Source organism: Mesorhizobium sp. RSR565B, assembly GCF_054719465.1.
Genome location: NZ_JBTTIE010000001.1, coordinates 2,071,880 through 2,095,981, shown reverse-complemented (window position 1 = coordinate 2,095,981; position 24,102 = coordinate 2,071,880). Strand labels below are relative to the sequence as shown.

Here is a 24,102-nt window from a genome sequence, read left to right as displayed (position 1 = left end):
ATGCGCCTGCGCCACACGGCGCGTCGAAGGGCGCGGAATGCCGGCCTGACTAGCAGATCGCCGCCAAGACGACAATGGGATATAAAGAAATCTTTATGCGCGCATGTGTTTGCGGAGCATGATCCCGAAAAGTGGAAGCCGGTTTCGGACAAGATCATGCTCAAACAAAAAAGAGCTTCAGCACTCTTCGCCGAAGCGCGAGGCGACCAGCTGCTCCAGCGCGTCCATCGCCGCTGCGGCTTCAGCGCCGCTGGCTGTGACGCGGATCGAATAACCGGGGCTCGCCGCCAGCATCATCAGCCCCATGATCGAGGTGCCGCCGACCTTGAGACCATCCTTCTCGACATGGACGGTGGCGTCGAAGCCGCTGGCGACCTGGACGAACTTCGCCGAGGCGCGCGCATGCAGGCCGCGCTGGTTGACGATCGGGAACTCGCGCACGATCTCACCGGGCGACAGCGCGTTCATTTGCTGCTCAGCAGCTGACTTGCGACGTTGATGTATTTGCGCCCCGCGGCCTGCGCCTCGTCGAGCGCGGTCGCCATGTTGTCGCCCTTGCGGATCGACGACAGCTTGATCAGCATCGGCAGGTTCATGCCGGCGATGACCTCGGTGCGACCGGATTCCATCACCGAAATGGCGAGGTTGGAAGGCGTGCCGCCGAACATATCGGTCAGAACGATGACGCCGGTCCCGGTGTCGACGCGGCCGACGGCGTCGACGATATCGCGCCGACGCTGCTCCATATCGTCATCGGCGCCGATTGCCACGGTTTCGAAATTGTCTTGTGGCCCCACGACATGTTCCACGGCATGGCGGAACTCGGCGGCCAGTTGACCGTGCGTTACAAGCACGAGTCCGATCATTCTATGGTGGCTCCCGTCATCGCCGCTTCACAGGCGCTTTTTATGCTCGCCGGCCATCCCAGGCGGCGGGAGCGCTATCTTGTCGACGCGCGGCGCGTTGACAAGCCCAAAATTGCGTCGGCCATGGCCAATTTGACGCATTGCAGCAAAAAACCGGCGGCGGATCATACGAAAGGCGCAATCGCCAGCCGCGCCATTACCGCCGGCAAAGCCGCAGTGACGTTGCGCTGAACGAGGTCGATGCGCGGCACCACACAGCCGGCAATGGTCGCGCTCGACTCTTCCTGGAAACGCTCCACAGCGTTAGCGGCAACCAGCTGGATCGTAAGGTCGATGACTCCCACAGATTGGAACAAAAGCGGCTTCGGACCAAGTCCGGGCACCTCTGCGAGGCCGGCAATGCTGGCGGGCGCATGGCAGACCAGCCGCCCGAAACGCGCCGCGACAAACAGCTGGTCGTCGCCGATCAGCCGCGCAAACAGCCCGAGCCGGCTGAAATGGTCGATGAGCGCCAGCGCCAGCGTTGTCTTGCCCGAGCCGGACGGCCCGGTGATCAGGACGCCCCGCTCGCCAATCAGGACTGCGGTGGCATGGATGTTCTCGGGTTCCGCGGTGGGATCGGGCATGCGCAGCCGCGATCAGCCTTCGGCCGGCAGCGTAACGACGAAGCGCGCGCCCTTGATGTCGCCGGGCTTGGTGCCGGGGATGTTCTCGGCGGTCAGCGTGCCGCCATGGGCTTCGACGATCTGCCTGGATATCGACAGGCCAAGCCCCGAATTCTGGCCGAACGCCTCGCCGGCCGGGCGGTCGGTGTAGAAGCGCTCGAAGATGCGGTCGATGGCGTCGGCGCGGATTCCGGGGCCGTTGTCGTCGACGGTGACGATGTTGACCTTGCCCGAGCGTGCCAGGGAAATGGCGATATGGCCGTGGTCCTCCGGCACGAAGGAGCGGGCATTCTCGATCAGATTGGTGATGACCTGGCCGATCCTCAGATCATGGCCGGTGACGAAATAGCCTTTGACGCCTTGCGGCAGCTTGGCGGCCTTGAATTCGATCTCGACAGCCTTTTTGTTGCGCGTCGCTTCGCGCGACACGGCGACGAGATCGGTGATGAATTTCTTCAAATCGACCGTGGCGGCATCCTCACGCGCCAGTTCGGCGTCTAGGCGCGAGGCATCGGAAATGTCGGTGATCAGCCGGTCGAGACGCCGGACATCGTGCTGGATGATCTCCATCAGCCTGCCGCGTGAATTGTCGTTCTTGGCAAGCGGCAAGGTCTCCACCGCGCTGCGCAGCGAGGTCAGCGGGTTCTTCAGCTCGTGCGAGACATCGGCGGCGAAGCTTTCGATCGCCTCGATGCGGGCATAGAGCGCATTGGTCATGTCGCGCACTGCGACCGACAAATTGCCGATCTCGTCCTGGCGGTCGGAAAAGTCGGGGATCTCCTCGCGGCTCTTGACGCCGCGCCGCACCCGCACTGCCGCCGCCGATAGCCGGCGCAGCGGATTGGCGATGGTGGATGCGAGCAGCATCGACAGGATGGCGGTGACCAGGGCGGCGATGCCGAACACGCGCAAAATAGCCTTGCGCTCGGCGGCGACGATCTTGTCGATGTCGCCGCCTTCCGTCGACAGCATCAGCACGCCGAGAACGGCGCGGAAGCGCTGGATCGGCACCGCCACCGAAACGATCTGCTCGCCCTGTTCGCTCACCCGCACGATCGTCGACGGACTGCCGGTCAGCGCCTTGACCACTTCCGGGAAGGCCGCACCGTTGCCGCCGGGCTGCTCATGGTAGACGGGCAGGTCCTTGTTGCGGAAGAAGTCGAAGACGAATTTCTGCACGCGCTCCAGCATATCCGGCTGCTCGTCCTCGACCGGAGGCAGGTCGTAGCGCAGGATCTGGCCGCGCGAGTAGAGATGGCGCGAATCGAGCAGCAGATTGGCGTCGCGGTCATAGATGCGGGCCCGGGTGCGCGTCGGCGAAATCAGCCGCCGCAGCACCGGCGCGACGCGCTCGGGGTTGATCGGGAAATCCAGATTGTCGAGCTGGTCGGAGCCCGGCCCCAGGCTTTCACCGGCCTGCAGTTCGAGCAGTTTTTCCGGATCGATGCTGATCGAATCGGTCTCGACCGTTGCCGACGCGGCAATGGCGCCGGCGATGATCTCGCCCTGCGTCATCAGGCTTTCGACGCGGGCGTCGATCAGCCCGTCGCGGAAGGTGTTGAGATAGAGGATGCCGGTGACCAGCACGGCGAGGCCGGCCAGGTTGAGGAACAGGATGCGCCGGGTCAGGCTGGAAAAGATGTGGTGGCCGAGGAAGCGGCGCATCGGCACCGTCAACCTCGACAGGAATGCGGGCAGAATCCGCGACCGCCTGACAGCGCTCGTTCGTCTGCTCCGCTGTACATCCACTGCCATCGAATAGCAGCTCCCGCCTAGTCTTTGGTTTTATGCATGTCGTCGTCCCAAAAACCGCGACCACTTTTGGGCGACATGCATCAACTCAAGCTTCGCGGAACCGGTATCCGACTCCGTAAAGGGTTTCGATCATTTCGAAGTCGTCATCGACGGCTTTGAACTTCTTGCGCAGCCGCTTGATGTGGCTATCGATGGTGCGGTCGTCGACATAGACCTGCTCATCATAGGCGGAATCCATCAGCGCATCACGGCTTTTTACCACGCCTGGGCGCTGCGCCAACGAGTGCAGGATGAGAAATTCGGTGACCGTCAGCGTCACCGGCTCGCCCTTCCAGGTGCAGGTATGGCGTTCCTGGTCCATGACGAGCTGGCCGCGTTCCAGCGAACGGGCCTGCTGGCTGGGCGCCTTTGCCGCAGCTTCGCGGGCGCTGGCGCGGCGCAGCACGGCGCGCACCCGCTCGACCAGCAGGCGCTGCGAGAACGGTTTGCGGATGAAATCGTCGGCGCCCATCTTGAGGCCGAAAAGCTCATCGATCTCATCGTCCTTCGAGGTCAGGAAGATCACCGGCAGGTCGGACTTCTGCCGCATCCGGCGCAACAGCTCCATGCCGTCCATGCGCGGCATCTTGATGTCGAGGATGGCGAGATTCGGCGGCCGCGCCGCCAGGCCTTCCAGCGCCGACGCACCATCCGTGTAGGTCTCGACGCGATACCCCTCGGACTCGAGGGCGATCGACACCGATGTCAGAATGTTGCGGTCGTCATCGACAAGCGCGATTGTTGCCATTTCAAGCGGCTCCCTCATGAGCTGTCCCTTCTGTCTTAGAGAAGGGGCTTTTGCAGGACAAATTAGGTACAAAATGTGGCACAGGCTCCACCCGCTGTCGCGGACGGCTTGCCGGCGGCCCCATCGGAACCTCTACACGGGTTGGACGAACACTGTGTGCCAATCCTTTGGGCAACCACCGTGATTTTTTGCACATATAAACGATTTAAACAACTTTCAAAATTTTTAAATCGATTAATGATTTGATATCATTCGAGTTTTCTGGTTCTCACCGTCTCAGCCCCTAACGCGGGCTCGCCGGAAACGCGCCGGCAAAGTGCGGCGAATCCAGAAGAAGGGACCCTTGATGTCGGAAGTCGGCAAACGCAATTCTGCTTGCGCGATCGATCGTATCGGCCTGAAAACCACCGGCACGGTGCATTATAATTTTGGTGCGGCCGCCCTTTATGAGGCAGCGATCCGTCGTGGCGAGGGCCGGTTGACCGCCGGCGGCGCGCTGCTTGCCGAGACCGGCCAGCACACTGGCCGCTCGCCCAAGGACAAGTTTGTCGTCCGCGATGGCGCCACCGAGCCCCATGTCTGGTGGGACAACAACAAGGCGATTTCGGCGGGCCAGTTCGAAATGCTGCTCGCCGATTTCCTTGTCCACGCCGCGAATAGCGATCTCTATGTGCAGGACCTCGTCGGCGGCGCCGATGCCGAGCTGAAGCTGCCGACGCGGGTCATCACCGAATTCGCCTGGCACTCGCTGTTCATCCGCAATCTTTTGATCCGCCCGCAGGCCGCCGAGCTCGAGGGTTTCTTGCCGGAGATGACGATCATCGACCTGCCGTCCTTCCGCGCCGATCCGGCCCGCCACGGCAGCCGCACCGAAACGGTGATTGCGGTCGATCTCACCCGCAAGATCGTGCTCATCGGCGGCACTTCCTATGCCGGCGAGATGAAGAAATCGGTGTTCACCATGCTCAACTATCTGCTGCCGGAAAAGGGCGTCATGCCGATGCACTGCTCGGCCAATGAGGGCGCGGCCGGCGACGCGGCGATCTTCTTCGGGCTTTCCGGGACGGGCAAGACGACGCTGTCGGCCGATCCGTCACGTACGCTCATCGGCGACGACGAGCACGGCTGGGGACCGCACGGCATCTTCAACTTCGAAGGCGGCTGCTACGCCAAGACGATCCGGCTGTCGGCCGAGGCCGAGCCGGAGATTTTCGCCACCACGCAGCGCTTCGGCACGGTGCTGGAAAATGTCGTGCTCGACGCCGACCGCGTGCCGGACTTCAACGACGGCCGGCTCACCGAAAACACGCGCTGCGCCTATCCGCTGGATTTCATCCCCAATGCCTCGAAGAGCGGACGGGCCAGCCACCCGAAAAACATCATCATGCTGACCGCCGATGCCTTCGGCATCATGCCGCCGATCGCACGGCTGACCCCGGCGCAGGCGATGTATCACTTCCTCTCCGGCTACACCGCCAAGGTGGCCGGCACCGAGAAGGGCGTTACCGAGCCGGAAGCGACCTTCTCGACCTGCTTCGGCGCCCCGTTCATGCCGCGCCACCCCAAGGAATACGGCAATCTGCTGCGCGAGCTGATCGCCCGCCACGGCGCCGATTGCTGGCTGGTCAACACCGGCTGGACCGGCGGCGCCTACGGCACCGGCAAGCGCATGCCGATCAAGGCGACGCGCGCCTTGCTGGCCGCAGCGCTTGACGGTTCGCTGAAGGCGTCCGGTTTCCGCACTGACGCCAATTTCGGCTTCGAGGTGCCGGTTGCTGTGCCTGGCGTCGAGAGCGCCATTCTCGACCCGCGTTCGACCTGGGCCGACAAGGCAGCCTATGACCGGCAGGCAGCGCGATTGGTCGGCATGTTCGCCGTCAACTTCGAGAAATTCGAGAGCCATGTCGATGCCGTCGTGCTCGGCGCAGCACCCCGCCTGCAGGAAGCTGCGGAATAGTCCAGGCATCTTCACCGAAGCATCCTTGAAAGGCGCGGTCTCGATCGGGCCTTTTCTTTTTTGGTCCGCCGCGCCATGACTGCGGCATGCCTATCGACGACATCATCATATCAGACGAAGCCGTAATCCATCCGGGCGACCTGCACGAGGATTTCATCCGCTCGTCGGGTCCCGGCGGCCAGAACGTCAACAAGGTGGCGACCGCCGTCCAATTGCGCTTCGACGCCGCCAATGCAGCTGGCCTGTCCGAACGCGTGCGCGCGCGCACGATCAAGCTCGCCGGCCAGCGCGCCACCAAGGACGGCGTCATCGTCATCGAGGCCGGCCGCTTCCGCACCCAGGAGCAGAACCGGGCCGATGCCCGGGCAAGGCTGACGGCGCTGGTCGCCAAGGCCGCGGAACCGCCGCCGCCGCCGCGCAAGAAGACCAGGCCGTCGAAAGGCTCGGTGGAGCGGCGGCTGCAAAGCAAGGCAGGGCGCGGCACGATCAAAAAGCTGCGCGGCCGGGTAGAGAACGACTAAGGACCGCGCCGACTGCGCATAAAGCGGCCTCCCCTGCCGCAGCCGCAAGGTTTCGCCATTGCCACAGAAAGGGAGGCCGACAACGGTGGCTTTCGGGTCGCCGTTTCTGATTGGCGGTGGCATGGTTTCAGTATCAACCGGAGGCGAAGTCATGCTCGTTCTGCCCAAAGGCGTCCGCCACTTGCCTGGTTATCTGTCCCGCGCGGCGCAGGAAGCGCTGGTCGAAGAGGTGAGGACAATTGTACAGCGGGCGCCGCTGTACGTGCCGGCGATGCCGCGGACCGGCAAGGAGATGAGCGTGCGCATGACCAATTGCGGCACGCTCGGCTGGGTCACCGACAAGGAGCTGGGCTATCGCTACCAGCCAACGCACCCACTCACCGGAGAGCCATGGCCGCCGATCCCGGACGCGCTGCTGCAATTGTGGCGGGAGGTCGCCGCCTATCCGAATCCGCCGGAGGCCTGCCTGGTCAATTTCTATACGCAGGACGCCAAAATGGGTCTGCACCAGGATCGCGACGAAGCCGATTTCTCGGCCCCAGTGGTCTCGGTGTCACTTGGCGACGATTGCCTGTTCCGGGTCGGCCAAGTGACGGGCAGGGGGGCCACACGCGACGGCGGTACCAAATCGTTCCGCCTGAAAAGCGGCGACGTCGTCGTGCTCGGCGGCGAAGGCCGGCTCTGCTTCCACGGCGTCGACCGCATCTATCCGTCGACCTCGGCGCTGCTGAAAAATGGCGGCCGGATCAATCTGACGCTGCGGCGGGTCAACCGTACCCTGGAGCAGTAGAGGTATTCTTCGACTTACTGTTTGTTAAAGTATAGGTGCGACACAAAGGAATGTTCTCAAAAAGATTGGGGCCGTTCCTATGGCTTCCTCTGAAATCGTGCAAAGTCCTTCGCATGTGGACCGGTTTCCCGCATGGCTCGCGCGTGAGGGCCGCCGCAGTGCAATGATCTTCGCATTTGTCGTGTTGACCTTTCTCATCGCGACAATCAGGGGCGATTCGATCCTGCCCCATATTGTTGAATATACCGGTCGAATTGTGCGCTTTTTGCCTTTGCTGGGCTCTATCCTTGTTGCCGTGGTTGGTTCCTGCGCGCTCGTTCAGGGTCGCCATGGGTCACCAGTCAGCATCGCGGTCGCTTCCCTCGGAGGCATGTCGAATACCCTTGCGCGGGGTTTCTGCGCTAGCGTCGTGTTGGCTCTCTTCATGATTCCTCTACAACAAAATGATGATTCCGATTGTCGCCCCCTTCCAGTGGGACGAAACTTTCTCCCACTGGGATGCAAATCTCCTGGGTGGGAATCAGGCGTGGCAAATCATTCAGCCGGTCGTCGGCATGCCTTGGGTAACTCGCCTGTTGGACATAGTGTACACTCTGTGGATGCTGCTGGTGTTCTTGTTCTGGGTGGGGTTGCTTGTCAGTCCGCGCGTGCCTGAGCGGATCCGCCTTCGCTACTGGCGGGCGACGGTCATTTCGTGGATCCTGATCGGCCTGGTCATAGCAACGTTGTTCTCCTCGGCAGGACCTTGTTACTTTGCGGAAATGGTGCCGGGCGCACCCTCGCCATATGCCGATCTGATGCGCTATCTCGACGAGGTTGCCTCGATCTATCCGCTGTCGTCATCCTTGACACAGGATTTTCTTTGGGAGGTCTATACTGGCCGTGTCGATTTGCCCGGTGGCATTTCGGCCATGCCCAGCATGCACAACGCGCAGGCGGCGCTGTTTGTGGCTGTCGCGTACTCAATTGATCGCAGGTTCGGTCACGCCATGCTGGCCTTTGGCGTCTTGTTGTTCTTCGGCTCGATTCACCTCGGGTGGCACTATGCCGTGGACGGAATTGTCGGCATTGCCGCGGCGCTCGCCATCTGGTGGGGCTGTGGCAAATTGGGGCTGGCGAATGACGACACGTTCTTGAGCGAGCGCGTCCTCGCACAGCACTAACCGATTCTACAGATTTTCCTTATAAAGTGCCCGGGCATTGCAACGTCGGCTCGGGACAATGACAAAGAGCAGTGTGGTTTTCCGTCAGTTGTGGGCAGTCATCAAACAAGCGATCCCGCTGATTCGCCGGGATTCAGGCGTTTATCTGTTCATCGTCGTCTACACATTGGCCGGACTGGTTTTTCTGTATGCAATAGGCGCGGCCGACCGCAGCGCGTATTCGATATATTTCGGGCGGTGGATATTGTTGAACGGCCTGATGCTGCCGACCTTCGCCATTATTGTTGACATAAGCCTGCTTATACATCGCACCGACATCAGGCGCCGTCTGGCGGCGAAATATGTGTTCTCGACATCGCGGCTGGCATATTCGCTCTCGGGTCTATGCCTCCTCATGGCGCTCATGATCTTTCAAGGCACATTCACCTCGGTGAAGAACGGAATGCCGGTCTGGCAGGACGGCTTTCCATTTGACGTGCTGCATGCCGACATCGATGCGTTCCTGCATTTCGGCGCCGATCCGTGGCGCTGGCTCTATCTGGTGGCCAAAAACGATTTCGTGCGGGCTGCCATCGAGTGGAATTACAACGTATTCTGGTTTGTCCTCAATTTTGGCGCCTTGTTCTTCGTCGCGACATCGCCCCGGACGGCGTCGGTTCGAACGCGCTATGTCATCTGCTTCATGGTGGTTTGGATCGTCGTCGGCAACATATTGGCTGGACTGTTCCTGTCGGCTGGTCCGGCGTTTTACGGGATGGTCACGGGCGACACGGCGCGGTTTGGCGAACAGCTCGCATTCCTGGCCCGCGGCGCCGAATCCTCCAATTCCGCTGTTTCCTACCAGCAATATTTGTGGAGGCTTCATGAGGCCAGGCAGACCGGTTTCGCGTCAGGCATTTCGGCCTTTCCCAGCGTGCATGTCGGCTTGGCGATGCTCAACGCACTTTTTGCATGGGAGTACAATCGCCGTCTCGGCGCTGTAGCGTTTGTCTATGTGGCCTTTGTTGCCGTCAGCTCGGTTTATCTGGCGTGGCACTATGCAATCGACGGCTATGCCGCAGCTGCTGTCTCGGTGATTGTCTATGTCGCGGCGCGCAAACTCGTCCCGGCCGACCGGCGCTACGTCCGGCGACCGGCGCAGGATACGCAATCGGCCGATATCGCGACCAGCCCGGAGGCGGCGGTCACAGTTTCCTGAGCGCCACTTCCTCGACCAGATGATTGGCGCCCTTGCGCAGGATGAGGTCGGCCCGCGCCCGTGTCGGCACGATGTTCTCGCGCAGGTTTTTCAGGTTGATGTTGGCCCACAAGCCTTCCGCAATGGCACGCGCGGCGTCTTCCGAAAGCTGCGAATAGCGGTGGAAGAAGGAGTCCGGATTGCGGAAGGCCGTCTCGCGCAGGCGCATGAAGCGGGCGATGTACCATTGGTGGATCAGCTTTTCGTCGGCGTCGATATAAATGGCGAAATCGAAGAAATCCGACAGGAACGGCACTATCTTGCCGTCCTTCGGCAATTTGCCGGGTTGCAGAACGTTGATGCCTTCGAAGATCAGAATGTCTGGCCGGTCGATGGTGACGAACTCGCCGGGAATGACGTCATAGGTCAAATGCGAATAGACGGGCGCGCGGACATTGCGCTGGGCCGACTTGATGCCCGAGAGGAAACGCAGCAGCGCACCGACATCGTAGCTGTCGGGAAAGCCCTTGCGCTCCATCAGATTGTCGCGTCGCAACACCTTGTTGGGCAGCAGGAACCCGTCGGTGGTGATGAGATCGACCTTGGGGCTCGACGGCCAGCGCGCCAGAAGCTCCTTCAGCACGCGCGCCGTGGTCGATTTGCCGACCGCAACCGAACCGGCAATGCCGATGATGAACGGTGTCTTGACCACATCCAGCGCGTTGAAGAAGGCCTGGCGCTGGCGAAACAGCAACTGGCTGGCCTCGACATGCGCCGAAAGCAGCCGCGAGAGCGACAGATAGATGCGCTTGACTTCTTCCAGGTCGACCGGATCGTTCAGTGAGCGCAGACGGTTGATCTCGTCTTCGCCCAGCGTCATCGGCGTGTCGGCGCGGAAGTTCGACCATTGCTCGGCCGAGAAGAAACGATAGGGGGAATATTTCTCGGTCGGAGCGAGCTGGTCCATCGAGTTTCCTGCCCTCTAGAGCATGAGGCCGAAAAGTGTGAAGCGGTTTTCGGGCGACATCATGCTCCCCTCTATCAATTTAGAGACGGATTCAGATTTAAGGCCTCGGCCCGAAATCATCCGGCTCTCGCGGTCAGCCTTTCGGCCGGGATGCCTTTTCAGTGACGCCCGAACGGCCGGTACGGCCCTCAAGCTCCTTCAGCACCTCGCCCAGCGAAACGCCGGCCATGCCAAGCACGACGAGCCAATGATATATGAGATCGGCACTTTCGGAAACGAGGGCATTTTTGTCGCCTTTGACGGCGGCAATCACCGTCTCGACTGCCTCTTCACCAAGCTTCTGCGCCGCCTTGTCGATGCCTTTGGCGAACAGTTTTGCCGTCCACGAGTCCGGGTCGCCGGAACGGGCGCGTTCGCCAATGATCGTTTCCAGATCGGACAGCGAAAATTCAGCCATGGCGCAGTCTACAGCCTTTGTGGAGTGGATTGAACCGGATAGTCCAGCCGCATCGGCAGCCCGGCCTCGGCCATATGCGCCTTGGCTTCCGTAATCGTGTAAGTGCCGAAATGGAAGATCGAGGCGGCGAGCACGGCGCCGGCATGGCCGTCGCGAATGCCCTCGACCAGATGATCGAGCGTGCCGACTCCGCCCGACGCGATCACCGGCGCGCGCACCGCATCCGCTATCGCGCGGGTCAGCGCAATGTCGAAACCGGCCTTGGTGCCGTCGCGGTCCATTGAGGTCAGCAGGATCTCGCCAGCGCCGCGATCGACCATTTTTCGCGCGAACTCGACCGCATCGATGCCGGTCTTTTCGCGGCCACCGTGGGTGAAGATCTCCCAGCGGTCGGCCTCATTTGGCGCCGACACCCTCTTGGCGTCGATGGCGACGACAATACACTGGTTGCCGAACTTGTCGGCGGCTTCGGCGACGAAATCCGGGTTCTTCACCGCCGCAGTGTTGATCGACACCTTGTCGGCGCCGGCCAGCAACAGTTTGCGAATATCGGCCACCTGGCGCACGCCGCCGCCGACGGTCAGCGGCATGAAGCATTGTTCGGCGGTGCGGGCGACGACGTCGAAGATGGTTTCACGGTTGTCGGACGACGCGGTGATATCGAGAAAGCAAAGCTCGTCAGCGCCGGCCGCGTCATAGGCTTTGGCCGCCTCGACCGGATCACCGGCATCGATGAGGTCGACGAAATTGACGCCCTTGACGACGCGGCCGTTCTTGACGTCGAGGCAAGGGATGACTCGGGCCTTCAGCATCAGCCCTTCTCCATCGTCGCCAGCAACTCGCTGAGCAGTTCGCCGACCAGCGGCGGAACCTCGGCCTGCGCATCGAACGCCGGATCGTAGGCGGAAATGGTGATGCCGGAAATCGGCAGCAGGCCGGCCATGCCGCAGACAGCCTGGCGCAGCTGTTTCGGCTCCGGGCCGCCGGGCGTGGTGTAACGGTTGGCCTGCAGCGCCCCGGGGTCGTGCACGTCGAGATCGAGATGCAGGTGCACCCGCTTCGCATCCGGCGCCTTCAGCCTGCCGCACGCCGTGGCCCAGTCCGGGCATTCGGTGCGGATGACCGGCAACGTCTTCAGCAGCTCCGTTTCGGCCGGATCGAGATCGCGCGCGTTGACCAGCACGCAGCGCGCCGGATCGATCGGCCTGAAGCCGGGGATGGCCGAGGCCATCGGCTTCCAGCACAGGCCGAGAACCGTGGCCAGCGCCATGCCATCGAGAAAGCCGAAGATGGACGTCTCCGGGGTGTTGAGATCGCCATGCTGGTCGGCCCAGATGATCGCATCGGCATCCTCGCCGGCAACCGCACCGGCCGATGTCAGGCAATTGCCGGCCAGCACGATGGGAAACCGGCCGCGGTCTATGGCGATGCGGACCTCGCCGGAGAGGGCACCGCACACGGCAAAGCCGGTGGCGATCTCGCGCTGCTGTTCGTCGCCAACCCTGCCGATATCGGTGACGACGACGTCATGCCCGGAGAGCGTCAGCGCGTCGACAAGCCCGCCGGCGATGAGTGCATCCGGGCCTCGGCCCATGCCGCCGTGATAGTGGCCGCTGTCATAGGAGGCCAGGATGATGGAGATTTTCACGGCCGGGTCTCCATCGCCTTGCCCTGCAGCACCGCAAGCGCCTCGGCCGGATCGATGCGCCCGTCATAGAGCGCGCGGCCGGAGATGGCGCCTTCGAGTTTCTTTGCGTCGGGCATGGTCATGCGCACGATGTCGGCGATCGAGGCCAGCCCGCCCGAGGCGATGACCGGGATCGACACCGCGTCGGCGAGATCGATCGTGGCATCCCAGTTGATGCCGGTCAGAACGCCGTCGCGGTCGATATCGGTGTAGATAATGGCGGCAACGCCGGCGCCTTCGAATTTCCGCGCCAGTTCGATGACGCCGAGGCTGGAGGCCTCGGCCCAGCCTTCGACCGCCACCTTGCCGTCCTTGGCGTCGATGCCCACGGCGATCTTTCCAGGAAATTCCTTGCAGGCTTCCCGGACCAGGTCGGGATCGCGCACCGCCACCGTGCCGAGGATGACGCGGGCCAGCCCGCGGTCGAGCCAGTCCTCGATCTGCGCCAGCGTGCGGATGCCGCCGCCGAGCTGCACCGGGTTTTTCGTCGCCTTGAGGATGGCGCCGACCGCCGCGCTGTTGACGCTCTGGCCCTTGAAGGCGCCGTTGAGGTCGACGACATGCAGCCATTCAAACCCTTGCTCTTCGAAGGCCTTGGCCTGGGCCGCAGGGTCGTCATTGTAGATGGTCGCGGTCGCCATATCGCCGTGCTTCAGCCGCACGCACTTGCCGTCCTTGAGGTCGATGGCCGGAAACAGGATCACCGTTCAGACCCCCTCCACAATGGCGAAATGCGAGGTCGAATAAGCGCGCCGGAATTTCAGCGCTGCCTGGTATTCGGGAGAATGGAAGCAAGCCAGCGCGACCTCGTAGCTTTCGAACTCGACGATCACATGGCGATTGCCGGATGGCCCTTCCGGGCTTGACGACTGACCGCCTCGCGTCAGGAATTTCGCGCCGTATTTGTCGAACGCCGCTTTGTTGGCGGCGATGTATTTCGGATAGTTTTCCGGATCGGTCACATCGACCATCGCCATCCAGTAGCCCTTCTTGCTCATCTCAAGGCCTCCAGCGCAGGAAGTTGGTGATCAGTGCCAGGCCGAGCGCCTGGCTCTTTTCCGGATGGAATTGCGTGCCGGCAAGGTTACCGCGCGCGACCGCCGCCGTTACCGGGCCGCCATAATCGGCGACGGCCAGCACTTCGTCCGGCCTTGTCGCGTCGAGATGGTAGGAATGAACGAAATAGGCGTGCAGACCCTTAGGCCCGGTCGCAATACCCGAAAACAGCGGGTGCTTGCGCTCCAGATCGATGGTGTTCCAGCCGATTTGCGGGATCTTCAGTGCCGGATCGGCGGGCGTGATCTCCTTGACGTCGCCGGCAATCCAGCCGAAGCCCTTGGTCACGGTCTTTTCCAGGCCGCGCTGCGACATCAGCTGCATGCCGACGCAGATGCCGAGGAACGGCCGCGCCTTGGCGATCGCTACCTCTTCCACCGCTTCCCACATGCCGGCGACGCCGCGCAGGCCCGCCGCGCAATCGGCATAGGCGCCGACGCCGGGCAAAACGATTCGGTCGGCGCTGCGCACCCGCTCGGCGTCGGCGGTTAGCTCAATGGCAGCGGCAATGCCGGCTTCATGCGCGGCGCGCTCGAAGGCCTTGGTGGCCGAGCGCAGATTGCCCGACCCGTAATCGATGATGGCAACCCGCATCTCAGGCTTTTCCCGGCGTATGGCTCAGGCCCAGCGTCAGCCCGGTCTGCGTCGGCCGGGCCAGGCTGGCGTCCGGCACGATGCGCGGCAGCGGCGCCGGCTCGTCGGCAAGCGCCTGGGCGTCCAGTGTCTGGCGGATGTCGGCATCGTCAGGATTGTCGGCTTCGACGACGCCCCATTCATGCCAGCCGCGGCGGCGCAGCGCTGCGATCCGCAGCCCTTGGCCTTCCAGCCCGATATAGAGCGAGACCAGTAAAGACAGTGCGGAGCCGGCCCAGTCCAGTCCCAGCCATTGGCCGAGCACCGAGATGAGCCCCATGGCGACGAAGGCGAGCGCCGCCTCGATCCACAGCCTGTGCCAGGCGAGCCACAGCGGCGCCACCAGGAAAGCCAGCCAGGAAAAACCGTCGCGGACCAAAACGGTTGCGTCGGCCGCCTCGGTGCGGCCTGGCGGTTCCATCACGACATAGATGGCCATCAGCCTACCCTTTCAGAGATCCCTTGGTGGAGGGAACCGCTTCCGGCTGGCGCGGGTCGCGCTCCAGTGCGAAACGCAGCGCGCGCGCCACCGCCTTGAAGCAGGTCTCGGCAATATGGTGATTGTTGGCGCCATAATGATTGGTGACATGCAGCGTGATACCGGCATTCTGCGCCAGCGCCTGGAAGAATTCACGCACCAGTTCGGTGTCGAACGTGCCGATCTTGGGCGACGAGAAGGCGACATTCCAGACCAGGAACGGACGGCCCGACACGTCGATCGCGGCCCGCGTCAGCGTCTCGTCCATGGCAAGGTCGACAGAGGCGTAGCGCATGATGCCGCGCCGCTCGCCCAGCGCCTTGGCCAGCGCCTGGCCGATCGCAATGCCGGTGTCCTCGACCGTGTGGTGGTCGTCAATGTGCAGGTCGCCCTTGGCCTTCACCGTGATGTCGATCAGCGAGTGGCGCGACAGCTGGTCCAGCATGTGGTCGAAGAAGCCGACGCCGCTCGACATGTCGGATTTTCCGGTGCCGTCGACATGGACCGAGACGCTGATCTCGGTTTCCTTGGTCTTGCGGCTGACTTCGGCGGAACGGGACGCCATGACCTTGTCCTTGGCTGAGGGGTTCGAAACTCAAGACGGGGTTCCAAGCTGTCATTTGCTTGAAAACGAAAGCCTTCTAGCAGCATGATCCGGCGATTGCCAGTTGCGATGCGGACAGCCACCGGCCATGGCGGACGCCGTTTGCAATCACCCGCCCCATGCATACATATGGCCGATCGAAATCACTCGTACCGCGCGCCAATCGCCTTATCGGGATCGCGCGAATCGGAGCTAAAAATGTCGAATGAACTGAGCATGCACGCCACGACCATCGTGACGGTGCGCAAGGGCAACAAGGTGGTGATCGCCGGCGACGGCCAGGTCAGCCTTGGCCAGACCATCATGAAAGGCAACGCCAAAAAGGTGCGCCGCATCGGCAAAGGCGGCAATGTCATTGCGGGTTTCGCCGGCGCCACGGCGGATGCTTTCACCCTTCTGGAGCGGCTGGAAGCCAAGCTCGAACAATATCCCGACCAGTTGACGCGCGCCTGCGTCGAGCTCGCCAAGGACTGGCGCACCGACCGTTATCTGCGCCGGCTGGAAGCGATGATGCTGGTGGCCGACAAGTCGGTTTCGCTGGCGCTCACCGGCACCGGCGACGTGCTGGAGCCCGAATTCGGCGTCATGGCCATCGGTTCCGGCGGCAACTATGCGCTGGCCGCTGCCCGCGCGCTGATGGACAGCGACAAGGATGCCGAGGAGATCGCCCGCAAGGCGATGCAGATCGCCTCCGACATTTGCGTCTATACCAACAACAACTTTGTTGTCGAAACGCTCGATGCCGGCTAACCCGCCGGTGCTCTATGATTTTCGACCGGTTACCGAAAAAGACCTGCCGATGATCGCCGGCTGGCTGGCCGAGCCGCATGTCGCCGAATGGTGGGACGATCCGGAGACGGAAATCGCCGAAATCCGGGAGCACATCGACTCTATTTCTGTAGAGCCGCTGATCGTCGAGCTCGACGGCAGGCCGATTGCCTATCTGCAGAGCTACGATCCGCATCTGGAAGACGGCCATCCCTATGCCGACCAGCCGTTTGGCACGCTCGGCATCGACCTGTCGATCGGCGTGCCGGACCTGGTCGGCAGAGGTCATGGCTCGGCGATCGTCAGGCAATTCGTCGAGCAACTGTTCGAGGAAGGCGCGCCACGCGTCATCATCGATCCGCATCCCGACAATGGCCGCGCCATCCGCGCCTATGAAAAAGCGGGCTTCAGGGCTATCGATCGCAGACACTCTAGATATGGGGACGTCGTGCTGATGGCCGTCGATGCCGAAGAGAGCGACGCGGAAGAAGGGGAATGAGTTGATGGCGACACCGGGCACTGCCAAAAATTACTCGGCCTACGAAGACAGCTGGCGGATGGGGCTTCTGCTCGTGCTCGCTCTGCTCATCTTCCAGGCCGGCGCGCTTTACGGCATGGGCCGCACGCCGATCTGCACCTGCGGTTATGTCAAACTCTGGCACGGTGTGGTGAACAGTTCGGAGAATTCCCAGCATATTTCCGACTGGTACACGTTCTCGCACATCATCCACGGCTTCCTGTTCTACGCCTTGGCCTGGTTCCTGTTCCCGCGCTCGCCAATCGGTCTGCGCCTGGCATTCGCCGTCGTCATCGAGGGCGGCTGGGAACTCCTGGAAAACAGCCCGTTCATCATCGAGCGCTACCGCGCCGGCACCATTTCGCTGGATTACTATGGCGACTCGATCATCAATTCGGTGTCCGACACGCTGGCCATGGTGCTGGGGTTTGTGATGGCCAGAAAGCTACCTATATGGGTGGTCGTCGGCCTCGCCCTCATCTTCGAACTGGGTGTCGGCTACCTCATCCGGGACAATCTGACGCTCAACGTGATCATGCTGCTGCATCCGTTCGAGTCCATCAAGCAGTGGCAAAGTGGAATTCAGTGATATGACCACCTTCTCTCCCCGTGAAATCGTTTCGGAACTCGACCGCTTCATCATCGGCCAGAAGGACGCCAAGCGCGCCGTGGCCATTGCCTTGCGCAACCGCTGGCGCCGCCAGCAGCTGGAAGGCCAGATGCGCGAAGAGGTGATGCCGAAGAACATCCTGATGATCGGCCCGACCGGCGTCGGCAAGACCGAGATCTCGCGCCGCCTGGCGCGGCTCGCCGGTGCGCCTTTCGTCAAGGTCGAGGCCACCAAGTTCACCGAAGTCGGCTATGTCGGCCGCGATGTCGAGCAGATCATCCGCGACCTGGTCGAGATCGCCATCGGCCTGGTGCGCGAGAAGATGCGCGAGGACGTGAAGGCGCGCGCGCACCTCAATGCCGAGGAGCGCGTGCTGGAAGCCCTGGTCGGCAAGACGGCGAGCCCGGCGACCCGCGATTCCTTCCGCAAGAAGCTGCGCGACGGCGAGCTCGATGACAAGGAGATCGAGATCGAGGTTGCCGACACCGGCACCGGCGGCATGCCCGGCTTCGAGATCCCCGGCATGCCGGGCGCCAATATCGGCGTGCTCAACATCAACGACATGCTGTCGAAGGCGATGGGTGGCAAGAAGACCAAGGCGCGCAAGACGACGGTCAAGGAGTCCTACGCGCTGTTGGTCAACGACGAGTCCGACAAGCTGCTCGACCAGGACGAGGTGGTGCGCCGGGCGCTCGACGCGACCGAAAATGACGGCATCGTCTTCCTCGACGAGATCGACAAGATCGCCTCGCGCGAAGGCGGCATGGGCGCCGGCGTCTCGCGCGAAGGCGTGCAGCGCGACCTGCTGCCGCTGATCGAAGGCACGACGGTGGCGACCAAATACGGACCGTTGAAGACCGACCACATACTGTTCATCGCCTCGGGCGCCTTCCATGTCTCCAAGCCGTCCGACCTGTTGCCGGAATTGCAGGGCCGCCTGCCGATCCGTGTCGAGTTGCGGGCGCTGGAGAAGGACGATTTCATTCGCATCCTCACCGAGACCGAGGCCAGCCTCATCAAGCAGTATATCGCGCTGATGAAGACCGAAGGCGTCGACCTCACCTTCACCGACGATGCCATCGATTCGCTGGCCGGCATCGCTGTCGACCTTAACGCTAGCGTCGAAAACATCGGAGCGAGACGCCTGCAGACGGTGATGGAGCGCGTGCTAGACGAGATCTCCTACGACGCGCCCGACCGCAACGGCACCAGCGTCGCCATCGATGCCGCCTATGTGGAAAAGCATGTCGGCGACCTCTCGCGAAACACAGATTTGTCGCGATTCATCCTTTAAACGAGGGCGCCGGTTCATCCGGCGCCGGTATTAGAGCGCCGCGCGTCCTTTGGACGCGCAAAGGTCGCTCTAACAGTATTGAATCGACGCATCGGACTTTCCAAAAATCGGTTTCGATTTTTGGGCCGATGCTTAGGCAACAGTTTCCGGCAAACATCATCGTGTGTGGCCGGATGGTATCATGCGGCCACCTTTCGTCTTGCTGGCTGCAAGGGCGCTCTCGACTCGACCGGGAGCTTTACCTAATTTGCGCGGCAATTCTCTAGGCGGCGGCGCATGAAAAAACTGATCCTGCTCATTCTCGGCTTGACGCTGGCGGCGACGCTGTTCGCGGCTGACGCGGCGACATTGGTGCCGGCGGGCAACCGCAATGCCGTGCAACCTGACATACCGGGCGCCTCGAGCCGCCGCACCCAGGCGACCAACACCACCTTCCAGGCCAAATACCGCAAGGTCTACGCCTTGCTTCAGAACGACGCCGAACTGCGCGCCAAGATCAGGAAGGCCTCTGCCGCTTACGGCATCAATCCTTTGCACATCGTCGGCGCCATCGTCGGCGAGCACACCTACAATGTCGACGCCTACGACCGGCTGCAGACCTACTACGTCAAGGCGATTTCCTACCTCTCCAGCAAGCTGTCCTTCGCCTATGACGGCGAGGACATCACCGATTTCGTGCAACGGCCGGAATTCAAGAAATGCACGATGTCGGACAGCTACGACCTGTGGGAATGCCGCGAACAGGTGTGGAACCGCTCCTTCCGCGGCAAGACCGTCGGCGGCACAAGCTTTCCCAACGACCGCTTCGGCGCAACCTTCTTCCAGCCCTATTATGCCGGCCAGACCTTTGGCCTCGGCCAGCTCAACCCGCTGACCGCGCTGCAGATGAGCGATCTCGTGCACAAGGTGTCGGGGCTGCCCGAACTCGATGTCGGCGATCCCAATGGGGTCTACAAGACCATCATGGATCCGGATCTGACATTGCCCTACGTCGCAGCGACGATCAGGAAGTCGATCGACGCCTACAAAAACATTGCCGGCTTCGACATCTCAGGCAATCCGGGGCTGACCGCCACGCTCTACAATGTCGGCAATCCCGAGCAGCGCGCCTATGCGCTGAAAGCAGAGAACGACAAGCGCCGCGCGGCGGGTGAGACGGTCAAACTGCCCGAGGAGAATTATTACGGCTGGCTGGTCAACGACAAGCTGGACGAGCTGAAGGCGCTGTTTTAGCGGGCTTAGCTCAGCCGTCTACCTCCCCCTTTGTGGGGAGGTCGGACCGCAGGTCCGGGTGGGGGCCGGTGCCGCACCCCCACCCCGCTGCTTCGCAGCGACCCTCCCCACAAGGGGGAGGGTAAGTCAGCCCTTCACGCTGCCAGCAACGACTTCAGCTTCACATCCGGCGACCCCAACGCCTCCGGCGCCGGCTGTGCCCGTTTCGCGATCAGCATCTCGGCCAGCCTGATGTCGCGCGCCACGGCATTGCCCGTACCGAGGCCGCTCGCCGCCACCAGCCTGCCATCCTCGGCCAGATGAAACAGAATAAAAGCACCGTCGCCGAGATCGCGGCGGACCGTGCTTTTGCCCTCGTCCGAAAGGCCGGCGATCTGCAGCGACAAACCATACTGATCCGACCAGAACCATGGCACCGCGGCATGCGCTTCGCGGGCGCCCAGCATGTTCTTCGCGGCCAGCGCACCCTGTTCCTGCGCATTGCGCCAGGCTTCCAGCCGCACCCGCCGGCCAGCATAGACAGCGAGCGGAAACGAGCAGCAATCGCCGGCGGCGAAGATGTCGGGATCGATTGTTTGGAGTTCGCCATTGACGGCGATGCCGTTATCGACGGTCAGGCCCGCTTCCGCGGCAAGCCCGGTCACCGGCACGGCGCCGATGCCGATGACGGCGAGATCGGCGACGATGTCCTGCCCATCGGCGAGCATGATGTGCACCTCAGCGCCGTCGTCGGCGATATCAGCGATGCCCTGACCGGTGAGCACGGTCACGCCTTCGGCCTCATGCGCCTGATGGATGATTTCAGCGATCTCCGCCGGCACCCCGCGCATGAGGATGCGCGGCTGCGCCTCAATGACCGTGACGCTGGCCCCGAGCTTGCGCGCCGAAGCGGCGAGCTCCAGGCCGATAAAGCCACCACCAATGATGGCGATGCGGTTTGCCGGGCTGAGGTGGGCGCGAATGGCCAGCGCGTCGGCAAAGGTGCGGAGGTAGACGCAGCGCGACCCCAATCCCGGCATCGGCAGCTTGCGCGGTGTCGAGCCGGTCGCCAGCAGCAGCTTGTCGTAGGCCAGGGCCGAACCGTCCGACAGCCGCACCATATGCGCCGGGCGGTCGATCGCCACCGCTTGAACGGAATGGATATGCCGGATCGATTTCTCGGCCAGAATTTCGTCGCTGGCGATCGTCTTGATCTCGGCCGCGTCGCTCGTCATTGCGTCCTTGGACAGGGGCGGCCGCTCATAGGGCAGATGGGGTTCGTCACCCACCAGCGTCACCGGCCCGTCATAGCCCAGTTCGCGCAGTGTCAGCGCTGCCCGCCCGCCGCACTCGCCGGCGCCAATGATGACCATTCCCGCCTGCATGGTCCTATCCGATCTGGATCAGCACTTTGCCGGCCTCGACCTTTACCGGATAGGTGGCGAGATTGACGCAAACCGGCGCGCCCCGTGCCGCCCCCGTCTTGTAATTGAAGCGGCCATTGTGCTTGGGGCACTCGATGATGTCGTCCATCACCAGCCCGTCGGCCAGATGCACCTTTTCGTGCGTGCACAGGCCATCCGTGGCGAAATAATCGTCGTCAGGGCTGCGATAGATGGCGAAGGTGCGGCCGCCATGGTCGAAGCGCATCACATCTTCTTCGTCGATGTCGCCGGCAGCACAGGCTTCGATCCAGTCGCTCATGTGTTCCTCCCAAAAGCAATTCCAGGAAAAGTGCGTTGCGGTTTTCCGTTCGGAGTTGCGTCAAAACAAAAGCTTAATCGCGCGATCATTCCGCCGCGGCGGCGACGGCGTCGTTGTGGAGTTCCTCGCGATAGGGCCGCGCCGTTGGCGGCAGTTCGCGCTTGAGGAAATAGTCCTCGTTGCGCAGCTGGCGCAAAAAGGCCGGGATCATCTCACGATAGCCGGCCAGGATCGACGGCGTCGGCGCCGGCAGATCGTGCTTGATCAGCGCATGCAGTTTAGGCAGCGCATGATAGGGCACCATCGGGAACATGTGGTGTTCGACGTGATAGTTCATGTTCCAGTAGATGAAGCGGCTGACCGGGTTCATGTAGACGGTGCGGCTGTTCAGCCGGTGGTCGATGACATTTTCCGCGAGCCCGCCATGCTGCAGCAGGCCGACCATGACATGATGCCAGGCGCCGTAGAGCCGGGGCAGCCCGACCAGCATCAGCGGCAGCCATGAACCGAAATAAAGCGCCAGCGCGATCGTCACGGCATAGATCGCCGTCCAGATGCGGGCGATGCGAATGGCTTTAGGCTGCTCCTGTTCGGGGATAAAAGTCTTTTCCGCCGCGCTGATATTGCCGGCGGCATTGCGCAGCATGTCCGACATCGCATGCCAGGCATCCAGCACGCCGATAAAGCCAAGCGCGACCCGGAACAGATCCGGCGGCCGCATAACGGAGATTTCCGGGTCGCGGCCGACGATGATGGTGTCGGTGTGGTGGCGGGTGTGGCTCCAGCGCCAGGTCACCGGATTGCGCATGATCATGAAGCAGGCGATCTGGTAGACCGCGTCGTTCATCCACTGCGTGCGGAAGGCAGTGCCATGGCCGCATTCGTGCCAGCGTGAATCGGTGGACGAGCCGTAGAGGACGCCATAGACGAAGAAGAACGGCACGCACCACCAGCTGCCCCAGAACCAGGCGCCGCCGGCGGCACTCAGGATCAGCGCGGCGAGCCAGATCGTGGTGTCGCGGATCGCCGGCCCATCGGAGCGCTGCATCAGCTCCTTCATCTGCTTGCGCGGAATATCGGTGTGATACCACTCGGCCGCCGACAGGCCGGTCTCGACGGCGAGCTTGGAATCGCGGCCGATCAGGCTGTAGTCGCGCCGGGACGGTGGTGTGGATAGTGTCGCTTCCATAGGGGCTGCCTCCGTCGGCCACAGCATCCGTCAGGACGGATATGTCCATTACAGGCGCCTGTGTCCGAGCGCAAAATAGCGCCATGCGGTGATAGTCTCAATATCACAAAGATAGTTTCTATCATTTTCCATCAGAACGATGTAAGCAGTTGCAGGCACTCATGCGGGACAGTCATGGCAAAACGGCCAACCATCACCGATCTGGCGCGCATCTCCGGCGTTAGCGTCGCCACTGTCGACAGGGTGCTGAACAACCGGCTGCCGGTGCGCGAGGAAACCGCGCGCCGCGTCTATGAGGCGGCGACCGGCATCGGCTACCACGCCGCCGGGCTGATCAAGCGGCGCATGCGCCAGGAATTGCCGGAATACCGCCTCGGCTTTCTGCTGCTGCGGGGCAATGATGTTTTTTACGGCGATTTCGCGAGGGAGCTAGAAATGGCGGTCTCGCAATCGCAGCGCTTCCGCGGCGTCGCCACCATCGATTTCGCCAGCTCGCTAGCCGCCGACGAGATCGCCGCCCAGATGCGCAAGCTGGCAGCGAAATCCAGAGCAATCGCCGTTGTCGGTCCGGACCATCCGACGCTGACGGCGGTCGTGGAGTCGCTGAAAGCGAGGGGGCAACCTGTCTTCTCGCTGCTGTCCGACTTTGCCGCTGGCATCCGTGAGGGATATGTCGGCCTCGACAATCGCAAGGTCGGTCGCACCGCGGCCTGGATGATCGCCAGGGCGGCAAAGAACCCCGGCAAGGTCGCCCTTTTCGTCGGCAGTCATCGCTTCCACGGCCATGAACTGCGCGAGATCGGATTTCGCTCCTTCTTCCGCGAACATGCGCCGGACTTCACGGTGATGGAAACGCTGGTCAATCTGGAAGCCAACCAGGTCACCCACGATGCGATGATCGATCTCCTGGTGCGGTATCCGGATCTTGCCGGCTGCTATGTCGCCGGCGGCGGCATGGAAGGCGCGGTGTCGGCGCTGCGCGCAGCGAAGCCCGCAAACATGCCGGTGGTCGTCTGCAACGAGATCAACGCCGAATCGCGCGCGGCACTCGCCGACAACATCCTGACAATGGTGATCTCGACGCCGCTCGCCGCCTTGTGCCGCGAGCTTGTCGACCTGATGGCGCATTCCATCGAGGCCGGCGCCGCCAACGCGCCGGGCCAGACCTTTCTGCCCTTCGACATCTATCTGCCGGAAAATATCTAACGCGTTGCCGCGCCGACCCGTTCGGCGCGGGCTCTCCGG

28 protein-coding genes are annotated in these 24,102 nt (G+C 62.5%); 11 read left to right on the top strand and 17 right to left on the bottom strand.

Features of this window, described 5'->3' with window-relative positions; genetic code table 11:
• Nucleotides 1-177: 177 nt before the first annotated feature.
• From ACYG9R_RS10065 to ACYG9R_RS10045, 5 genes are all read right to left on the bottom strand, one after another.
• Nucleotides 178-468, bottom strand: coding sequence for an HPr family phosphocarrier protein (locus ACYG9R_RS10065; RefSeq protein WP_023672303.1), 291 nt, complete (start codon nt 466-468; stop codon nt 178-180).
• A complete protein-coding gene (locus ACYG9R_RS10060; protein WP_023672304.1) occupies nt 465-866 on the bottom strand; it encodes a PTS sugar transporter subunit IIA in 402 nt (133 codons plus the stop codon). Before ACYG9R_RS10060 ends, ACYG9R_RS10065 begins: the two co-directional genes overlap by 4 nt.
• A gap of 164 nt (nt 867-1,030) precedes the next feature.
• On the bottom strand, nt 1,031-1,492 hold the full coding sequence (locus tag ACYG9R_RS10055; RefSeq protein ID WP_023687429.1) for an HPr kinase/phosphorylase: 462 nt from the start codon (nt 1,490-1,492) through the stop codon (nt 1,031-1,033).
• A gap of 12 nt (nt 1,493-1,504) precedes the next feature.
• Entirely contained in the window at nt 1,505-3,286 is a 1,782-nt protein-coding gene (locus ACYG9R_RS10050; protein WP_023672307.1) for a sensor histidine kinase, read from the bottom strand.
• 85 nt (nt 3,287-3,371) lie between these two features.
• Nucleotides 3,372-4,073 (bottom strand): response regulator transcription factor, encoded by a 702-nt coding sequence (locus ACYG9R_RS10045; RefSeq protein ID WP_010912942.1) that lies wholly within the window; start codon nt 4,071-4,073, stop codon nt 3,372-3,374.
• A gap of 346 nt (nt 4,074-4,419) precedes the next feature.
• Here ACYG9R_RS10045 and ACYG9R_RS10040 point away from each other — a divergent pair, with 346 nt between their 5' ends.
• The 5 genes from ACYG9R_RS10040 (at nt 4,420) to ACYG9R_RS10020 (ending at nt 9,702) form a co-directional block, all read left to right on the top strand.
• Nucleotides 4,420-6,030, top strand: a complete 1,611-nt coding sequence (locus ACYG9R_RS10040; protein ID WP_023823989.1) for a phosphoenolpyruvate carboxykinase — start codon at nt 4,420-4,422, stop codon at nt 6,028-6,030.
• An 86-nt stretch (nt 6,031-6,116) separates the two neighbouring features.
• A complete protein-coding gene (arfB, locus tag ACYG9R_RS10035) occupies nt 6,117-6,551 on the top strand; it encodes an alternative ribosome rescue aminoacyl-tRNA hydrolase ArfB (RefSeq protein WP_023672309.1) in 435 nt (144 codons plus the stop codon).
• 151 nt (nt 6,552-6,702) lie between these two features.
• The gene (locus tag ACYG9R_RS10030) at nt 6,703-7,341 is read left to right on the top strand and encodes an alpha-ketoglutarate-dependent dioxygenase AlkB family protein (protein ID WP_023823988.1); all 639 of its coding nucleotides are present in this window, start codon (nt 6,703-6,705) and stop codon (nt 7,339-7,341) included.
• Nucleotides 7,342-7,787: 446 nt separating this feature from the next.
• Nucleotides 7,788-8,504, top strand: coding sequence for a phosphatase PAP2 family protein (locus tag ACYG9R_RS10025; RefSeq protein WP_196813591.1), 717 nt, complete (start codon nt 7,788-7,790; stop codon nt 8,502-8,504).
• Between the two features lie 58 nt (nt 8,505-8,562).
• Nucleotides 8,563-9,702, top strand: a complete 1,140-nt coding sequence (locus tag ACYG9R_RS10020) for a phosphatase PAP2 family protein (RefSeq protein ID WP_023694619.1) — start codon at nt 8,563-8,565, stop codon at nt 9,700-9,702.
• On the opposite strand, the gene coaA is transcribed toward ACYG9R_RS10020, so the two are convergent.
• From coaA to hisB, 9 genes are all read right to left on the bottom strand, one after another.
• Complete coding sequence (gene coaA, locus ACYG9R_RS10015; RefSeq protein ID WP_023672313.1) at nt 9,689-10,648, bottom strand: type I pantothenate kinase; 960 nt, start codon at nt 10,646-10,648, stop codon at nt 9,689-9,691. The genes ACYG9R_RS10020 and coaA overlap by 14 nt on opposite strands.
• Nucleotides 10,649-10,781: 133 nt before the next feature.
• The gene (locus tag ACYG9R_RS10010) at nt 10,782-11,105 is read right to left on the bottom strand and encodes a phosphoribosyl-ATP diphosphatase (protein ID WP_023672314.1); all 324 of its coding nucleotides are present in this window, start codon (nt 11,103-11,105) and stop codon (nt 10,782-10,784) included.
• 8 nt (nt 11,106-11,113) lie between these two features.
• On the bottom strand, nt 11,114-11,920 hold the full coding sequence (hisF, locus tag ACYG9R_RS10005) for an imidazole glycerol phosphate synthase subunit HisF (RefSeq protein WP_023823986.1): 807 nt from the start codon (nt 11,918-11,920) through the stop codon (nt 11,114-11,116).
• Nucleotides 11,917-12,753: an arginase family protein gene (locus tag ACYG9R_RS10000; RefSeq protein ID WP_023672316.1), complete on the bottom strand. Its 837-nt coding sequence runs from the start codon at nt 12,751-12,753 to the stop codon at nt 11,917-11,919. Before ACYG9R_RS10000 ends, hisF begins: the two co-directional genes overlap by 4 nt.
• On the bottom strand, nt 12,750-13,496 hold the full coding sequence (gene hisA, locus ACYG9R_RS09995; RefSeq protein WP_023823985.1) for a 1-(5-phosphoribosyl)-5-[(5-phosphoribosylamino)methylideneamino]imidazole-4-carboxamide isomerase: 747 nt from the start codon (nt 13,494-13,496) through the stop codon (nt 12,750-12,752). The genes ACYG9R_RS10000 and hisA overlap by 4 nt, the downstream gene beginning before the upstream one ends.
• Nucleotides 13,497-13,499: 3 nt before the next feature.
• Nucleotides 13,500-13,790: a DUF1330 domain-containing protein gene (locus ACYG9R_RS09990; RefSeq protein WP_023672318.1), complete on the bottom strand. Its 291-nt coding sequence runs from the start codon at nt 13,788-13,790 to the stop codon at nt 13,500-13,502.
• A 1-nt stretch (nt 13,791) separates the two neighbouring features.
• Nucleotides 13,792-14,442 (bottom strand): imidazole glycerol phosphate synthase subunit HisH, encoded by a 651-nt coding sequence (gene hisH / locus ACYG9R_RS09985; RefSeq protein ID WP_023672319.1) that lies wholly within the window; start codon nt 14,440-14,442, stop codon nt 13,792-13,794.
• A gap of 1 nt (nt 14,443) precedes the next feature.
• Complete coding sequence (locus ACYG9R_RS09980) at nt 14,444-14,920, bottom strand: DUF2628 domain-containing protein (protein WP_023672320.1); 477 nt, start codon at nt 14,918-14,920, stop codon at nt 14,444-14,446.
• 4 nt (nt 14,921-14,924) lie between these two features.
• Nucleotides 14,925-15,524 carry an imidazoleglycerol-phosphate dehydratase HisB gene (hisB, locus tag ACYG9R_RS09975; protein WP_023672321.1) on the bottom strand — a complete coding sequence of 200 codons (600 nt, stop codon included), beginning with the start codon at nt 15,522-15,524 and terminating at the stop codon, nt 14,925-14,927.
• Between the two features lie 237 nt (nt 15,525-15,761).
• On the opposite strand from hisB, the gene hslV reads away from it, so the two are divergent.
• The 5 genes from hslV to ACYG9R_RS09950 all read left to right on the top strand — a co-directional run bounded on the left by hslV (nt 15,762) and on the right by ACYG9R_RS09950 (nt 19,985).
• Nucleotides 15,762-16,313, top strand: a complete 552-nt coding sequence (hslV, locus tag ACYG9R_RS09970) for an ATP-dependent protease subunit HslV (protein WP_023672322.1) — start codon at nt 15,762-15,764, stop codon at nt 16,311-16,313.
• Nucleotides 16,303-16,830, top strand: a complete 528-nt coding sequence (locus ACYG9R_RS09965) for a GNAT family N-acetyltransferase (protein WP_023744924.1) — start codon at nt 16,303-16,305, stop codon at nt 16,828-16,830. The genes hslV and ACYG9R_RS09965 overlap by 11 nt, the downstream gene beginning before the upstream one ends.
• A 4-nt stretch (nt 16,831-16,834) precedes the next feature.
• The gene (locus tag ACYG9R_RS09960) at nt 16,835-17,437 is read left to right on the top strand and encodes a DUF2585 domain-containing protein (protein ID WP_023672324.1); all 603 of its coding nucleotides are present in this window, start codon (nt 16,835-16,837) and stop codon (nt 17,435-17,437) included.
• A 1-nt stretch (nt 17,438) separates the two neighbouring features.
• Nucleotides 17,439-18,752 carry an ATP-dependent protease ATPase subunit HslU gene (gene hslU / locus ACYG9R_RS09955; RefSeq protein WP_023672325.1) on the top strand — a complete coding sequence of 438 codons (1,314 nt, stop codon included), beginning with the start codon at nt 17,439-17,441 and terminating at the stop codon, nt 18,750-18,752.
• A 276-nt stretch (nt 18,753-19,028) separates the two neighbouring features.
• On the top strand, nt 19,029-19,985 hold the full coding sequence (locus ACYG9R_RS09950; RefSeq protein ID WP_023702085.1) for a DUF1402 family protein: 957 nt from the start codon (nt 19,029-19,031) through the stop codon (nt 19,983-19,985).
• A gap of 134 nt (nt 19,986-20,119) precedes the next feature.
• Here the strand turns inward: ACYG9R_RS09950 and ACYG9R_RS09945 are convergent, their stop codons facing one another.
• From ACYG9R_RS09945 to ACYG9R_RS09935, 3 genes are all read right to left on the bottom strand, one after another.
• On the bottom strand, nt 20,120-21,349 hold the full coding sequence (locus tag ACYG9R_RS09945; protein WP_031199371.1) for an NAD(P)/FAD-dependent oxidoreductase: 1,230 nt from the start codon (nt 21,347-21,349) through the stop codon (nt 20,120-20,122).
• A 4-nt stretch (nt 21,350-21,353) separates the two neighbouring features.
• The gene (locus tag ACYG9R_RS09940) at nt 21,354-21,668 is read right to left on the bottom strand and encodes a MocE family 2Fe-2S type ferredoxin (RefSeq protein WP_023672328.1); all 315 of its coding nucleotides are present in this window, start codon (nt 21,666-21,668) and stop codon (nt 21,354-21,356) included.
• An 85-nt stretch (nt 21,669-21,753) separates the two neighbouring features.
• Nucleotides 21,754-22,857, bottom strand: coding sequence for a fatty acid desaturase family protein (locus ACYG9R_RS09935; RefSeq protein ID WP_460221821.1), 1,104 nt, complete (start codon nt 22,855-22,857; stop codon nt 21,754-21,756).
• Between the two features lie 174 nt (nt 22,858-23,031).
• Here ACYG9R_RS09935 and ACYG9R_RS09930 point away from each other — a divergent pair, with 174 nt between their 5' ends.
• The gene (locus ACYG9R_RS09930; protein ID WP_023684066.1) at nt 23,032-24,063 is read left to right on the top strand and encodes a LacI family DNA-binding transcriptional regulator; all 1,032 of its coding nucleotides are present in this window, start codon (nt 23,032-23,034) and stop codon (nt 24,061-24,063) included.
• The last annotated feature ends 39 nt before the right edge of the window (nt 24,064-24,102 follow it).

Bases quoted from the DNA above. Each gene is read 5' to 3' on its own strand.
- ACYG9R_RS10030 (WP_023823988.1), top strand. From the start codon at position 6,703: ATGCTCGTTCTGCCCAAAGGCGTCCGCCACTTGCCTGGTTATCTGTCC.
- ACYG9R_RS10055 (WP_023687429.1), bottom strand. From the start codon at position 1,492: ATGCCCGATCCCACCGCGGAACCCGAGAACATCCATGCCACCGCAGTC.
- hisH (WP_023672319.1), bottom strand. From the start codon at position 14,442: ATGCGGGTTGCCATCATCGATTACGGGTCGGGCAATCTGCGCTCGGCC.
- ACYG9R_RS09935 (WP_460221821.1), bottom strand. From the start codon at position 22,857: ATGGAAGCGACACTATCCACACCACCGTCCCGGCGCGACTACAGCCTG.
- hslV (WP_023672322.1), top strand. From the start codon at position 15,762: ATGTCGAATGAACTGAGCATGCACGCCACGACCATCGTGACGGTGCGC.
- ACYG9R_RS09945 (WP_031199371.1), bottom strand. From the start codon at position 21,349: ATGCAGGCGGGAATGGTCATCATTGGCGCCGGCGAGTGCGGCGGGCGG.
- ACYG9R_RS09980 (WP_023672320.1), bottom strand. From the start codon at position 14,920: ATGGCCATCTATGTCGTGATGGAACCGCCAGGCCGCACCGAGGCGGCC.
- ACYG9R_RS09960 (WP_023672324.1), top strand. From the start codon at position 16,835: ATGGCGACACCGGGCACTGCCAAAAATTACTCGGCCTACGAAGACAGC.
- ACYG9R_RS10020 (WP_023694619.1), top strand. From the start codon at position 8,563: ATGACAAAGAGCAGTGTGGTTTTCCGTCAGTTGTGGGCAGTCATCAAA.
- ACYG9R_RS09965 (WP_023744924.1), top strand. From the start codon at position 16,303: ATGCCGGCTAACCCGCCGGTGCTCTATGATTTTCGACCGGTTACCGAA.
- ACYG9R_RS10040 (WP_023823989.1), top strand. From the start codon at position 4,420: ATGTCGGAAGTCGGCAAACGCAATTCTGCTTGCGCGATCGATCGTATC.
- ACYG9R_RS10050 (WP_023672307.1), bottom strand. From the start codon at position 3,286: ATGGCAGTGGATGTACAGCGGAGCAGACGAACGAGCGCTGTCAGGCGG.
- ACYG9R_RS10045 (WP_010912942.1), bottom strand. From the start codon at position 4,073: ATGGCAACAATCGCGCTTGTCGATGACGACCGCAACATTCTGACATCG.
- ACYG9R_RS09950 (WP_023702085.1), top strand. From the start codon at position 19,029: ATGAAAAAACTGATCCTGCTCATTCTCGGCTTGACGCTGGCGGCGACG.
- coaA (WP_023672313.1), bottom strand. From the start codon at position 10,648: ATGGACCAGCTCGCTCCGACCGAGAAATATTCCCCCTATCGTTTCTTC.
- ACYG9R_RS10060 (WP_023672304.1), bottom strand. From the start codon at position 866: ATGATCGGACTCGTGCTTGTAACGCACGGTCAACTGGCCGCCGAGTTC.
- ACYG9R_RS10010 (WP_023672314.1), bottom strand. From the start codon at position 11,105: ATGGCTGAATTTTCGCTGTCCGATCTGGAAACGATCATTGGCGAACGC.
- ACYG9R_RS09990 (WP_023672318.1), bottom strand. From the start codon at position 13,790: ATGAGCAAGAAGGGCTACTGGATGGCGATGGTCGATGTGACCGATCCG.
- ACYG9R_RS09930 (WP_023684066.1), top strand. From the start codon at position 23,032: ATGGCAAAACGGCCAACCATCACCGATCTGGCGCGCATCTCCGGCGTT.
- ACYG9R_RS10025 (WP_196813591.1), top strand. From the start codon at position 7,788: ATGATTCCGATTGTCGCCCCCTTCCAGTGGGACGAAACTTTCTCCCAC.
- arfB (WP_023672309.1), top strand. From the start codon at position 6,117: ATGCCTATCGACGACATCATCATATCAGACGAAGCCGTAATCCATCCG.
- hslU (WP_023672325.1), top strand. From the start codon at position 17,439: ATGACCACCTTCTCTCCCCGTGAAATCGTTTCGGAACTCGACCGCTTC.
- hisB (WP_023672321.1), bottom strand. From the start codon at position 15,524: ATGGCGTCCCGTTCCGCCGAAGTCAGCCGCAAGACCAAGGAAACCGAG.
- ACYG9R_RS10065 (WP_023672303.1), bottom strand. From the start codon at position 468: ATGAACGCGCTGTCGCCCGGTGAGATCGTGCGCGAGTTCCCGATCGTC.
- ACYG9R_RS09940 (WP_023672328.1), bottom strand. From the start codon at position 21,668: ATGAGCGACTGGATCGAAGCCTGTGCTGCCGGCGACATCGACGAAGAA.